We start from the raw sequence: 12,400 nt of genomic DNA, 5'->3' as shown, positions 1-12,400 counted from the left end.
ATCCATCAATATACGCTCCGCGACGCCCCGACTGTCAATTCCGGTCGGGGTTTTCCCGTTCTTTCCCCGGCGGCTCAGGAGCCGAGGACGTCCTCCAGTTCCTCCAGGAGACGGCGCTTCGGGCGGGCGCCGACGATCGACTTCACCGGCTCGCCCCCCGCGAAGACCATGAGGGTCGGGGTGGCGAGGACCCCGTAGCGGGTCGCGGTGCCGGGGTTGCGGTCCACGTCCATCTCGACCACCCGGAGGCGTCCGGCCTCCTCCCGGGCGATCGCGGCGAGCACCGGCTTGAGCTGGCGGCAGGGGCCGCACCAGGTGGCGGTGAACTTCACCAGGACCGGCGGCCCCGACTCCAGCACCTCCGTTCCGAAGTCCGCGTCCGTGACCTCGGCCACGCCCTCCGAGTACGCCGTCCCCGTCGTCGTCTGCGTCGTCATCTCCGTCATCCTTCCGTCTCCGTGTCCCGTTCCGTACCGATCTCGCACCGGGGCTCCGGGCCGCGGGGCAGTTCCGCCTCGGCCCGGAGCAGCTGGGCGCCGACCTGGTCGCGCACCGTCCGCAGCTGGGCGATCAGGCCGTCCAGCTCGGCGACCTTCCGCCGGTAGACGGCGATCGACGCGGGACAGGAGTCCCCCGCCGGGTGGCCCGCGCGCAGGCAGTCGACGAACGGGCGCGTCTCCTCCAGCTCGAACCCGAAGTCCTGAAGGGTCCTGATCTGCCGGAGGAGCCGCAGGTCGTCCTCGTCGTACGTGCGGTGGCCCCGGTCCGTGCGCCGGGCGGTCAGAAGTCCGCGCGACTCGTAGTACCGCAGGGTCCGCGTGGTGGTTCCGGCCCGCTCGGCCAGCTCTCCGATGCGCATGTCCCCGACCGTAGACCTTGACGTCGGCGTCAGGGCAAGGGCGTACGCCCGGAAGTCCGCCTCCCCCCGGCGGCGGGGGGGGGCGGACTCCGCGGTGCCGGGCGTCCCGGCCGGCCGGCTCAGACGCCCGCCGGGCTCTTCTCCCCGCCCTCCTCGGCGCGCTGGTCCGGGACCGGGGACGGGGCGTGGTCGTCGAGGAGGGTCTTCTCGTCGAAGGGGACGCGGCCGGCGAGGACCTCGGCCACCCGCTCCTTGTCGATCTCCTTGGTCCACGTGCCGACGAGCACCGTGGCCACCGCGTTGCCCGCGAAGTTGGTGAGGGCGCGCGCTTCGCTCATGAAGCGGTCGATGCCGACGATCAGGCCCACTCCGTCGACCAGTTCGGGACGGTGCGACTGGAGGCCGCCCGCCAGGGTGGCGAGGCCCGCGCCGGTGACGCCGGCCGCCCCCTTCGAGGCGATGATCATGAAGACGAGGAGCGAGACCTGTTCGCCGAGCGAGAGCGGGTCGCCCATCGCCTCGGCGACGAAGAGCGAGGCCATCGTGAGGTAGATGGCGGTGCCGTCGAGGTTGAAGGAGTAGCCGGTCGGCACGGTGATGCCGACGACCGGCTTGCTGACGCCCAGGTGCTCCATCTTCGCGATGAGGCGGGGCAGCGCCGACTCGGAGGAGGAGGTGGAGAGGATCAGCAGGAACTCACGGCCCAGGTACTTCAGGAGGGCCCAGATGTGGATGCCGGCGACCAGCCGCAGGATCGCGCCGAGCACGACGAAGACGAAGAGCCCGCAGGTCAGGTAGAAGCCGACCATGAGGACGGCGAGGGACTTGAGGGCGTCCAGGCCGGTCGCGCCCACCACGGCCGCGATCGCGCCGAACGCGCCGACCGGGGCGACCCACATGATCATGGCGAGGACGCGGAAGACGAGCCGCTGGATGTGCCCGATCCCGCGCAGCACCGGCTCCCCGGCGGCGCCCATCGCCTGGAGCGCGAAGCCCGCGAGCAGGGCGACCAGGAGGGTCTGGAGCACCTCGCCCTCGGTGAAGGCGGAGACGAGGGTGGTGGGGATGATCCCGAGGAGGAAGTCCGCCGTGGACTCGCTCGCGCCCTCCGCCTGCTTGGCGCCGGCCTCCGCGACCTCCTTGGTGAGGTGGAGTCCGGAGCCGGGCTCCAGGAGGTTGCCGACGAGCAGGCCGATCGCGAGGGCGACGGTCGACATGACCAGGAAGTAGCCGAGGGCGAGACCGCCGACGGCGCCGACCTTCGCGGCCTTCCGGACCGAACCGACACCGAGCACGATCGTGCAGAAGATGATCGGGGAGATCATCATCTTGATCAGGTTGACGAAGCCGGTGCCGAGCGGCTTCAGCTCGACGGCGACGCCCGGCGCCAGGAACCCGACCGCGATGCCGAGCAGGACGGCGCCGATGACGGCCAGATACAGATAATGGGTGCGGTCCCGGCGTGCGGCCACGGGTACCTCCTCGTGCTGATGGGTGTCCGTCGGGCGTCCGCGTCCCGGTGGATCTCCGCGACTATCCACCAGCCCCCGACCGGGGTCACCGTTGCGTGCGTTTCGTTCACGGCGGGAACGGCGGGCCCGCCGGGGCCGGGGCCGGTGGGGTACGGGCCGGGGCCGGACCGGCCGGGCGCGCGGGCCGGACCGCGGCTCCGGCGCCCGGAGCGGGGCGTGCACACTTACCGGCATGCGCGTCCCCCTCGCCAGGCTCTCCCGGCTCTCCCGGCTCCCCCGGCCCCGCAGCCTGGCCGGCCAGCTCTTCGCGATGCAGATCGTGCTCGTGGCCGCCGTCGTGGCGGGGTGCGCGGTCTTCGCGTACCTCACGGACCGGGCCCAGGCCGAGGAGACCGCGCGGCGCCAGGCGACGGCGACCGCCGCGGCCGTCGCCGACTCCCCGTCCGTGGTGGCGGCGGCGCGTTCCGCCGACCCGTCGGCGGCGCTCCAGCCGTACGCGGAGGCGCTGCGCCGCCACGCGGACGTCGCCTTCGTGGTGATCATGGCCCCGGACGGCACCCGCTGGACGCATCCGGAGCCGGACCAGATCGGCCGTACGTACCTCGGCCACATCGAGCAGGCCCGGCGGGGGCGGGTCCACTCCGAGACCCACCTGGGGGTCCTCGGGCCCTCCGTGCGGACCGTGGCGCCCGTCTTCGACCGTGACGGACGGGTCGTCGCCCTGGTCAGCGCGGGCATCACGATCGAGCGGATCAGCGAGCAGGTGCGGGAACAGGTGACCGCCCTGCTCGGCACGGCCGGCGCGGCTCTCGCGCTCGGCGGGGCGGGGACGTACGTCGTCAACGCGCGCCTGCGCCGTCACACGCACGGCATGAACGCCACGGAGCTGAGCCGGATGCACGACTACCACGAGGCCGCCCTGCACGCGGTCCGGGAAGGGCTCGTGATGCTCGACGGACGGCGGCGGATCGCCCTGATCAACGACGGGGCGCGGGAACTGCTGGGCCTGGACGAAGGGGTCGTGGGCCGCCCGGCGGCGGAACTCGGCCTGCCCGCGCCGCTGACGGGGGCGCTGCTCTCCTCGGAACCGCGCGTGGACGAGACGCACCTGACGGCGGACCGGGTCCTCGTCGTCAACACCCGCCCGGTGGTGGGCGGGGAACGGCACGGGACCGTCGTGACGCTCCGGGACCGCACGGAACTCCAGGCGCTCTCCGGCGAGCTGGACTCCGAACGGGACTTCACCGAGGCCCTGCGCTCCCAGGCGCACGAGGCGGCGAACCGGCTCCACACCGTCGTCTCGCTCATCGAACTGGGCCGGGTGTCCGAGGCGGTGGAGTTCGCGACGGCGGAGCTGGAGCTGGCGCAGGCGCTCACCGACCGGGTCGTGGACGCGGTGGGCGAGCCCGTCCTCGCCGCGCTGCTGCTCGGGAAGACGGCGCGGGCCAACGAGCGGGGCGTGGAGCTGGTCCTCACCGAGGACAGCCGCATCGACGACGGCCGGGCGCCGGCGGCCCTGCCCGCCCGGGACCTGGTGACGATCCTGGGCAACCTGATCGACAACGCGGTGGAGGCGGTGAGCGGAACCCCGCACGCGCGCGTGACCGTCACGGTCGCGGCCCGCGCGGGCGACGGGGAGCTGCTGCTCCGGGTCGGGGACAACGGGCCCGGCGTCCGGTCCGCCGACCGCGACGCGGTCCTGGGCCGCGGCTGGTCCACCCGGGGCCCCGGGCGCGGCCTCGGCCTGGCCCTGGTGCGCCAGACGGTCTCCCGCGCCGCGGGCACGCTGGACCTCGCGGACGGGGAGGAGGGCGGGGCGGAGTTCACCGTACGGCTGCCGCTGGGAAAGGCGGGACCGGGCCGGGAATCCCCGTCCGGGCCGGAACGGGACCGGCCGTCCGGGCCGGGCCGGGTGCCCGCGCCCCGGGAGGACGGCGACGGCGGCCCCCGTACGGACGGTTCCGCCGGGGCGGAGGGCGGCTCCTCCGGTTCGACGGACGGTCCCTCCGGCTCGGAGGTGACGGGGTGAGTACGGCTCCCCTGCGGGTCCTGGTCGTCGAGGACGATCCGGTGGCGGCGGACGCCCACGCGCTCTACGCCGGGCGCGTCGAGGGGTTCGCCGTCGTCGGGGTCGCCCACTCGCGGGCCGCCGCCGCGCGGGTGCTCGACCGGACGCCGGTCGACCTGATCCTGCTCGACCTGTACCTGCCGGACGGCCACGGCCTCCAGCTCCTGCGCGCCCTGCGCGCCGCCGGGCACACCGCCGACGTCATCGCGGTGACCTCCGCCCGGGACCTGGCGGTGGTCAGGGAGGGCGTGTCCCTGGGGGTCGTCCAGTACGTCCTGAAGCCGTTCGCCTTCGCGACCCTCCGGGACCGGCTCGTCCGGTACGCCGAGTTCCGCGCGTCCGCCGGGGAGGCGTCCGGGCAGGACGAGGTGGACCGGGCGCTCGCCGTCCTCCGCGCCCCGCACCCGTCCGCACTCCCCAAGGGCCTGAGCGCGCCCACCCTGGAGGCGGTCACCCGTACCCTCAGGTCCGCCCCGGGCGGGCTCACCGCCGCCGAGGCGGGGGAGGCCGTGGGAATCTCCCGGATCACCGCGCGCCGCTATCTGGAGCACCTCGTGACCGAGGGCCGGGCCGTGCGCGCGCCGCGGTACGGGCAGGTCGGGCGCCCCGAACTCCAGTACCGCTGGCTCGACGGCCCGGCGCGCCCGGCACGGGGCCACTGAGGCCGGCCGCCGGACGATCCCCGGAGCTCGGGGCCGGCCGCCGGACGATCCCCGGAGCACGGGAGCGGGCGCCGGACGGCCCCTCGGGAGCCGGGGCGGCCGGGGCGGGAGCCGGGCGGCTTCCGGCCGGTCACCGGCCGGTTCACCGTTTCCGCCGTACCGCATGTTTGGGTGAACGCACCGTAGCCATCCGTCACCCCCGCCCCTACGGTGGCGGCGTGCACCCAGCCTCCCCTCCCTTCGACGCCCTGGCCGCGCGCCGCCTGCGCGAAGGTCTCGGCATGGCCCACGGCCACGTCGCGTACGGCCTGCGGGCGCAGTACGACATCTCCGTCACGCCCGACACCGTCCTCGACTGGGAGCGCGGCCGGGCCGTGCCGGACGAGCGGGAACTCACCGCCCTCGCGGGCGTCCTGTGGTGTTCGCCCGCCGAACTGCTCACCGCCGCCTCCACCCTGCGCGAGCACCGGACGGCGCGCGGGCTGTCCCCCGAGGACCTGGCCCGGCGGGTGGGGCTCGCGGCCTCCGCGTACCGGCGGATGGAGGAGGAGGGGCGCTGGCGCGGCACCGACCGCCAGACGGCCGCCCTCGCGGACGCGCTCGGCCTCGGCCCGCGCGCGCTGATCACCGCGACCGGCGGCGACGAGCGCCTCGCCGGGCTGCTGCGCGACGCGGCCACCACCCGCTGGCAGGCGTACGTGAAACCGGCGGTGCGGATGGTGCCGTTGCCCAGGCGGACCCTGGAGGCGGCGCTCCAGCGGCTGCACGCGGACTACCACGCCCGGATGGCGGCGACCGGCGGCTGGGGCGCGTCGGGGTCCACCGGCGACGGGGGCCGGGCGTACCTGGACGACGTCGTCTCCCACTTCTGGGCGGCCGTCGGGCCCTGAGACGGGCGCCGGAACCTCCCCCGCGCCCGTCCCCCGTGCTCCCCGGCCGCTACAGGGAGTCGAGGCCGCGCTCGTGCCGGTCGACGGCCTCGCGCACGGCGTCGACGAAGCCGTTCCAGTACGCGGGGGCCTGGGGCGCGGTGGCGGATGCCACGCCGGCGGTCCCCCGGCGGCCGGAACCGCTGCCGAACGTGCCGAACATCGCCCTGCGCAGTTCGGTGGACGTCTCCAGCTGAGCGCCGGCCCCGGTGCGCGTGCGGTTGACGATGTTGGCCGGATCGTCGCCGTTCAGCTCGGCGTCGCCGCCCGCGACGACCACCTCGACGCCCAGGGAGGAGTCGAGCCCGTGGCGGTCGAAGGCCCTCGCCAGGTTGCGGACCAGCCGCTGGTCCCGGCCGCCGATGAGGATCCGCTTGGCCGACGGGGCGTCGTCCGGCAGGTAGCCGTGGAGGGAGACCGCGTAGAGGTTGTTGCCGCAGACCGCCAGGGCGGCGGGGTCGTCGCAGTGGGTCGAGGTGACGTGGAGGGACTTGGCGGGGGCCGGGAGGGACGCGGTCAGCGTCTCGAACATCCAGTAGTCGCGCTGCACCGCGCCCGGGGTGCTCGTGTCCGGCTTCGGCTCGGTTCCGGGCTCGGCGCGGTCGTAGCCGGCGAGGGTGAGGCACAGTTCGGTGGTGCCCGCCTCCAGGCCGCCGCCGTGCGGGGCGATGATCGCCGTACTGCGGACGGGGGCGCTCGTGAGCACGCCGAGCGGGGTGGCCGGCGCGGGGTCCTTCGCGTAGTCGTTCAGGGTCACCGGGGCGCCGCAGCGGAAGCGGCGCATCCAGTGGACGCCCTCCTCGTAGACGTCGCTGCTGTAGAGCGCGGCGTTCGAGGCGAACTCGGTGGACCCGGCCGCGGCGGCGGTGCCGCCGTTCCCCGCGAGGTCGTTGACGAGGGGCAGGGCGGCCGCGGCGGCGACGGTGGTCAGGAGAGCGCGTCTGCTGGGAAGGGTCATGGAACGATCATCCCCACGGGGTCAACTCCCCCTTGACGCGGGGCGGGAGCGGACCCGAGACCCTTTTCCGGTGCTGGGGGAAGAGCGCGAGCGGCGAGATCCGGTACTGGGTGGGATTCAGGACGAAGGGCGAGCCCTGGGGGAACGTTCCGGCGAGGACGGTGAGTACGCACCCGATCCCCGCCACCGGCCCGAGGGAGTGCCAGGGCGCGTCCGGAACGTCCCGCCCGGGCCGGGACGGCGGGGGAGCCCCGGACCCCGCCCGCCCTCGCCCCACCCCCTCCTGGCCGGTAAAGATACTTCGTACGCCGATATATGATCGGCCCATGGCACGACAGAACCCGTCCCTGACGGAATCGCAGTACTTCATCCTCGCCGCGCTCCTGGACGGGCCCCTGCACGGTTACGGCATCATCAAGGCCGCCGAACAGGCCACCGGCGGACGGCTCCGGATCGCCGTCGGCACCCTCTACGGCGCGCTGGAACGGCTGGAACGCGCCGGTCTCGTCGCCGCCGGCGCGGAGGAGATCGTCGACGGACGCGCACGGCGCTACTACCGCCTCACCGACGAGGGCACCGGAGCCCTCGACCGGGAGGCGCTGCGCATGCGGCAGGCGGCGTCCGTCGTCCTCGGCCGCGCCCGGGGCGCCGGGGTGGCCCCGGCATGAACCGCCTGCTCCTCGCCGCCCACCCCAAGTCCTACCGTTCCCGGCACGGGGCGGAGCTGCTGGCCTGCCTCTCCGAGGCGTACCCCGGCCGCTCCTGGCCCCCGCCGCGCGAGGCCGTCGCCCTCGCGCGCGCCGGCGTCCGGACCCGCGCCCGCGCCGTCGCCGACGACACGGCCCGCCCCTGGTGGCTGGACGGCATCCACCTGGCCGCCCTCGTCCTCGCCGCGCTGGCCCTGGTCCCGTACCTCCAGGACGTGTGGCACTGGGCCCTGCGCATCGACCCCGGCACCCACGCCATCGCCTTCCGCCACTCCGGCTGGTTCCCCTGGGCGCGGGGCGAGGGCGGCCGGACCCGGCTGCTGCCCTACGGGCTGCTCCCGCTGACCGCCCTGATCGCCCTGCTGCGCGGCAAGCCGTGGATCGCCCTGCCCGCCGCGGCGACGATGGTCCTCGCCGGCTCCGTCTTCTCCGGCGGCACGCTCTTCGGCACCGAGGGCAAGGTGGGACTGGGCTACTACGGGCTCGGCGCGCCGATCACCGCCCACGACCCGGTCCTGTCCGCGGCGCTCTGCGCCGCCTGCGCCGTCCTGGCCGTCTGCCGCCCCGGCCGGCTGCGCCGCCACTCGTACCGCCGGCTGGTCCCCCTCGCGTTCGCCCTCTTCGTCGCCGGCGGACTGCACGTCATCGCCGTCAGCCCCCTCTTCCAGCGCGGCATGTTCGTCCTGGAGATCGCCGGGCTGCTCGCCGCGTGGGTCTCGACGGCCGCCACCGGCGACCACCGCTGGCTGATCCCCGTGGCGGCGTTCGCGTTCGTCCGCGTCCAGGCGATCGTCCTCCGGCCGGACGGCCTCATGCGGTCCCTGCCCGACCTGCTCGTCCTCGTCCTCCTCATCGCCCCCCTCCCGGCCCTGGCCATCGCCGCCCGGCGCCGTCAGGACCGGGCGCTCCTCGGCTGAGGACATCCGGCCGCACCCCTCACCACCACCGACCGCGACGCCTCCCGCAGACAGAGAGAACGATGTCCCCGCACGACCCCTCGGCCCTGTCCACGCCCCCGGCCCCGGCCGGCCCCCAGGAGCGGACCGCCCCCGCCGGACGAACCGGGCGGGCGGTCCGGTCGTGGCTCCCGTTCCCGCTGTACCTCCTGGCGTTCCTGGCCGTCTACCTCCTCGCGGTCCACACCCCGTTCGGCCAGCGCGTCGAGAACGCCCTGCTCACCGGCGACGACGGCGCCGCCCCCGCCTGGATCTACGACCTGTCGGGAGCGGCCTACGGCTCGGCGGCCCTGCCGCCCCTCGAACACACCGCCGTCCCGACCCTGATCGCCGGTCTCGTCGTCATCGCGGCCGTCGCCGCCCTGCGCGGGCGCCGGCGGCAGGGGTGCGTGGCGGTCGGCGCCGTCGCGGCCACGATCCTCACCAAGGAACTCGCCTGCCGCGTCCTGCCCCGCCCCGACCTGATCGGCGCGGACGACCTCCTCATCGAGCCGAGCTTCCCCAGCGGCCACGCGGCCGTCCCCGCCGCACTGGTCCTCGGCGCCCTCCTCGTCGCCTCCCCCCGCGTCCGCCCCCACGTCCTCGCCGTCGGCTCCCTCTGGTTCGCCGTGACCGCCGCCGCCGTCCAGGCCACGTACCACCACCGGCCCAGCGACGTCCTCGGCTCCACCCTCCTCGCCTGCGCCTGGCACGCCCTCGCGACCCGTCTGCTGCCCCCGGCCGAGGCAGCGGTCCCCGTGCCGTACGCGCGCGTCCTGCCGGTGGTCGCCGTGGCCCTGTCGGCGGTCGGCGCGCTCCTCGCCGGAGCGCGCGACGACTCCCTCGCCCAGTCGCTGTCCTTCGCCGCGTCGGCCTTCCTGTGCGTGCTCCTGCTCCGGTCCGCCGCGACGCGGGGCCTCGCGTCCGCCACCGGCGACCGGACTCCCCCGCACACCGCGTGACCCGCACCCGTGCCCGCCCTCCCGGACGCGGTCCGTTCCCCACCCGACAGGATCGACCTCGGCCCCCGGCCGCCCCGTACGCGCCACCGAGCGAGCCCGGACACCCGGGCAGGGCCCCGACGCGGGAGATCAGTCCCGCCGGGCGAAGTCGAAGAGCTGGCCGGCGGCGTCCGGTGCGCAGGGGGCCTGGGCGAGACGGGCCCAGGCGGCCGCGCGGTCGCCGACGACGGTGACGCAGCTTCCGGGGGTCGCGGAGCCGGCCGGGACGATCCGGTAGCCCTCGACGGGGGTGCCGTACGGCTCCAGGGCGAACTCCTCGACCCGGGTGGGGTCGCCGCACTCGGAGTCCTCGTAGGCCGCGCCGGGCACGCGGCCGCCGGAGGGTATGCCGGAACAGCCGGGACCGTAGTCGGGGTGGTGGGTGACGATCCGCCACCGGCCGCCACCGGCCGGCGCGAGCGAGTAGAGCGGCACGTTCGCGGCGTCGCACGGCACCTGGTGGACCTGGCCGGTGCGGACGCCGCGCCGCTCGCCGAGGCAGAAGCCGGTGCCGGCCACCCGGACGCGCACGTCGCCCGCGGCGGGGGCGGTGGGGGTACGGGACTGCTCCGTACGACCGTCCCGCAGGAAGGCGACGACGCTGACGCCGGCGAGCACGAGGGCGGTGACCGCGACCGCCGGGACGAGGAGGCGCCGCGGCCACGACGGGGCTTCCGGCCCGCCGGCGAGGACCTCGGTGGAGGGAGCGGACCAGCGGGGCGGGGCGGCGGGAGGAGCAACCGGAGGAGCGACGGCGGAGACGCCGCCGGCGGGAGGGGCCGGGGCGGGGCGGTCCGCGGCGGACACGAAGGGGCCGGGCCTCCCCGGGGCGGCGTGTGCGGTCGGGTCGGGCTCCTCCGGGGCCGCGTCCGGCCGGACCGGGCCCGTCTCCCCCGGGCTCGTACCCGTACCGGTGTCCGGGCCCCTCTCCCCCGGGCCCGTACCCGTACCCGTGTCCGGGCCCCTCTCCCCCGGGCCCGTACCCGTACCCGTGTCCGGGACCCTCTTCCCCGGGCTCGTACCCGTACCCGTGTCCGGGCTCGTCACCGGAGCCGAATCCGTACCCGGGCTCGTCACCGGAGCCAAATCCGTACCCGGGCTCGTCACCGGAGCCGAATCCGTACCCGGGCTCGTACCCGCAACCGAATCCGTACCCTCGCCCGCGGCCGTTCCGGCGGCCGGCCGGGAGGGGCCGGTCCCGTCCCGGTCCGGCGCGGCGTCCGGCGGCCCGTACCCCTTCCGCTCCGCGAGGCCCCTCCGCGCCGCCCGCCACTCCTCCAGCGCGGCCGGCCCGGCCCCGCACGCGCGGACGAAGGCGACCAGGAGTTCTTCGCGGGGCAGGCTCGTGCGGGCCAGCATGTTCGCCACCGTGGAGCGGGGCAGGACGTCACCGCCCGCCTCCGCGCGCGCCGAGAGCTCGCGGTAGGTCAGGCCGGACCAGTCCTTGAGCTCCTGGAGCCGCGCGAGGAATTCGGCGGGAGTCCGGGCCCCCCGCGGGTCAGGGGCGTGCTCCCCCGGCGTCATCCGTGCCTCCCCTTCCGCCGGACAGGTGTGGGACATGTCCGGGACAGACCCCAAGCCTTGTTGATCGCGCGCCGGGGCTCAAGAGTGGAACCCGGCATTTCCAGGAAGGTGCCGGACACGGGGAAGCGGCCCCGACCGTCCACGGGGGGACGGTCGGGGCCGCTCGGCCGTACGGTTCCGGACCCCGGGCCCGGGGCCGCGTTCCGGTTCCGGTCTAGAAGACCGACTCCGCCTCCCGCATGCGGTCCGCCGGGACCCGCTTGAGCTGGGTCACGGCCTCCGCCAGCGGCACCATCTCGATGTCCGTGCCGCGCAGCGCCGTCATCCGCCCGAAGTCGCCGCGGTGCGCCGCCTCCACCGCGTGCCAGCCGAAGCGGGTCGCGAGCACCCGGTCGTACGGGGTCGGCGTGCCGCCGCGCTGGACGTGGCCGAGGATGACGGGGCGGGCCTCCTTGCCGAGGCGCCGCTCCAGCTCGACGGCGAGCTGGTTGCCGATGCCCTGGAAGCGCTCGTGGCCGAACTGGTCGATCTCGCCCTTCGCGTAGTCCATCGACCCCTCGGCCGGGTGCGCGCCCTCGGCGACGCAGATGACGGCGAACTTCTTGCCGCGCGCGAAGCGCTCCTCGACCATCTTGACGAGGTCGTCGACCTGGAAGGGCCGCTCGGGCAGGCAGATGCCGTGCGCGCCGCCGGCCATGCCGGACTCCAGGGCGATCCATCCGGCGTGGCGACCCATCACCTCGACGACCATCACCCGCTGGTGGGACTCGGCGGTGGTCTTGAGGCGGTCCATGGCCTCGGTGGCGACGCCGACGGCGGTGTCGAAGCCGAAGGTGCGGTCCGTGGAGGAGATGTCGTTGTCGATCGTCTTCGGGACGCCGACGACCGGCATGCCGGCGTCGGAGAGCATCCGGGCGGCGGTCAGGGTGCCCTCGCCGCCGATCGGGATGAGGACGTCGATGCCGTACTGGCGGGCCAGGTCGGGGGCGGTCTCGGCGGCCTCGCGCAGGCGGTTGCGCTCCAGGCGCGCCGAGCCGAGAATGGTGCCGCCACGGGCCAGGATGCCGCTGACGGCGTTCAGGTCGAGGGGGCGGAAGTGGCCGTCGAGGAGTCCCTTGAACCCGTCCTCGAAGCCGATGACCTCGTCGCCGTGGCCGGTCAGCGCCCGGTGCACGACCGACCGGATCACTGCGTTCAGGCCGGGGCAGTCGCCGCCTGCGGTGAGAACTCCGATGCGCATCGTGCTGTGTCTCCTGCTCGGTCGCGGTCCTTGTGAGCCACGTCG

Annotated in this window: 12 protein-coding genes and 1 pseudogene; 6 read left to right on the top strand and 7 right to left on the bottom strand. The window is 75.3% G+C overall.

The genetic code is table 11. From position 1 onward, the window contains the following. Window positions 1–74: 74 nt before the first annotated feature. From ACFYZY_RS03460 to ACFYZY_RS03450, 3 genes are all read right to left on the bottom strand, one after another. The gene (locus tag ACFYZY_RS03460; protein ID WP_388689074.1) at window positions 75–437 is read right to left on the bottom strand and encodes a thioredoxin family protein; all 363 of its coding nucleotides are present in this window, start codon (window positions 435–437) and stop codon (window positions 75–77) included. 5 nt (window positions 438–442) lie between these two features. Continuing rightward, window positions 443–859: a MerR family transcriptional regulator gene (locus ACFYZY_RS03455; protein ID WP_388689072.1), complete on the bottom strand. Its 417-nt coding sequence runs from the start codon at window positions 857–859 to the stop codon at window positions 443–445. A 119-nt stretch (window positions 860–978) separates the two neighbouring features. Further along, window positions 979–2,331 carry a cation:dicarboxylate symporter family transporter gene (locus ACFYZY_RS03450; protein WP_388689070.1) on the bottom strand — a complete coding sequence of 451 codons (1,353 nt, stop codon included), beginning with the start codon at window positions 2,329–2,331 and terminating at the stop codon, window positions 979–981. 232 nt (window positions 2,332–2,563) lie between these two features. Between ACFYZY_RS03450 and ACFYZY_RS03445 the strand changes: the two genes are divergently transcribed. The 3 genes from ACFYZY_RS03445 (at window position 2,564) to ACFYZY_RS03435 (ending at window position 5,951) form a co-directional block, all read left to right on the top strand. After that, a complete protein-coding gene (locus tag ACFYZY_RS03445) occupies window positions 2,564–4,360 on the top strand; it encodes an ATP-binding protein (protein ID WP_388689069.1) in 1,797 nt (598 codons plus the stop codon). Next, window positions 4,357–5,061, top strand: coding sequence for a response regulator (locus tag ACFYZY_RS03440; RefSeq protein ID WP_388689067.1), 705 nt, complete (start codon window positions 4,357–4,359; stop codon window positions 5,059–5,061). Before ACFYZY_RS03445 ends, ACFYZY_RS03440 begins: the two co-directional genes overlap by 4 nt. 218 nt (window positions 5,062–5,279) lie before the next feature. After that, on the top strand, window positions 5,280–5,951 hold the full coding sequence (locus ACFYZY_RS03435; protein WP_388689065.1) for a helix-turn-helix domain-containing protein: 672 nt from the start codon (window positions 5,280–5,282) through the stop codon (window positions 5,949–5,951). A 49-nt stretch (window positions 5,952–6,000) separates the two neighbouring features. Here the strand turns inward: ACFYZY_RS03435 and ACFYZY_RS03430 are convergent, their stop codons facing one another. After that, complete coding sequence (locus ACFYZY_RS03430) at window positions 6,001–6,948, bottom strand: poly-gamma-glutamate hydrolase family protein (protein ID WP_388689064.1); 948 nt, start codon at window positions 6,946–6,948, stop codon at window positions 6,001–6,003. A gap of 326 nt (window positions 6,949–7,274) precedes the next feature. Here ACFYZY_RS03430 and ACFYZY_RS03425 point away from each other — a divergent pair, with 326 nt between their 5' ends. From ACFYZY_RS03425 to ACFYZY_RS03415, 3 genes are all read left to right on the top strand, one after another. Further along, window positions 7,275–7,616: a PadR family transcriptional regulator gene (locus tag ACFYZY_RS03425; protein WP_388689062.1), complete on the top strand. Its 342-nt coding sequence runs from the start codon at window positions 7,275–7,277 to the stop codon at window positions 7,614–7,616. Next, entirely contained in the window at window positions 7,613–8,572 is a 960-nt protein-coding gene (locus tag ACFYZY_RS03420) for a hypothetical protein (RefSeq protein WP_388689060.1), read from the top strand. The genes ACFYZY_RS03425 and ACFYZY_RS03420 overlap by 4 nt, the downstream gene beginning before the upstream one ends. Before the next feature lie 62 nt (window positions 8,573–8,634). Then, complete coding sequence (locus ACFYZY_RS03415; RefSeq protein ID WP_388689058.1) at window positions 8,635–9,552, top strand: phosphatase PAP2 family protein; 918 nt, start codon at window positions 8,635–8,637, stop codon at window positions 9,550–9,552. A gap of 129 nt (window positions 9,553–9,681) precedes the next feature. Here ACFYZY_RS03415 and ACFYZY_RS03410 read toward each other — a convergent pair whose 3' ends face one another. From ACFYZY_RS03410 to ACFYZY_RS03400, 3 genes and pseudogenes are all read right to left on the bottom strand, one after another. Then, window positions 9,682–10,398, bottom strand: a complete 717-nt coding sequence (locus tag ACFYZY_RS03410) for a hypothetical protein (protein WP_388689391.1) — start codon at window positions 10,396–10,398, stop codon at window positions 9,682–9,684. A gap of 474 nt (window positions 10,399–10,872) precedes the next feature. Beyond that, window positions 10,873–11,115 (bottom strand): annotated as a pseudogene (locus ACFYZY_RS03405) (helix-turn-helix domain-containing protein); the annotation flags it as partial. 214 nt (window positions 11,116–11,329) lie between these two features. Then, window positions 11,330–12,355 carry an ATP-dependent 6-phosphofructokinase gene (locus ACFYZY_RS03400; protein WP_388689056.1) on the bottom strand — a complete coding sequence of 342 codons (1,026 nt, stop codon included), beginning with the start codon at window positions 12,353–12,355 and terminating at the stop codon, window positions 11,330–11,332. Between the last annotated feature and the right edge of the window lie 45 nt (window positions 12,356–12,400).

Source organism: Streptomyces sp. NPDC001744, from assembly GCF_042892575.1.
GTDB lineage: Bacteria > Actinomycetota > Actinomycetes > Streptomycetales > Streptomycetaceae > Streptomyces.
This window is presented reverse-complemented; position numbering and strand designations above follow the sequence as displayed.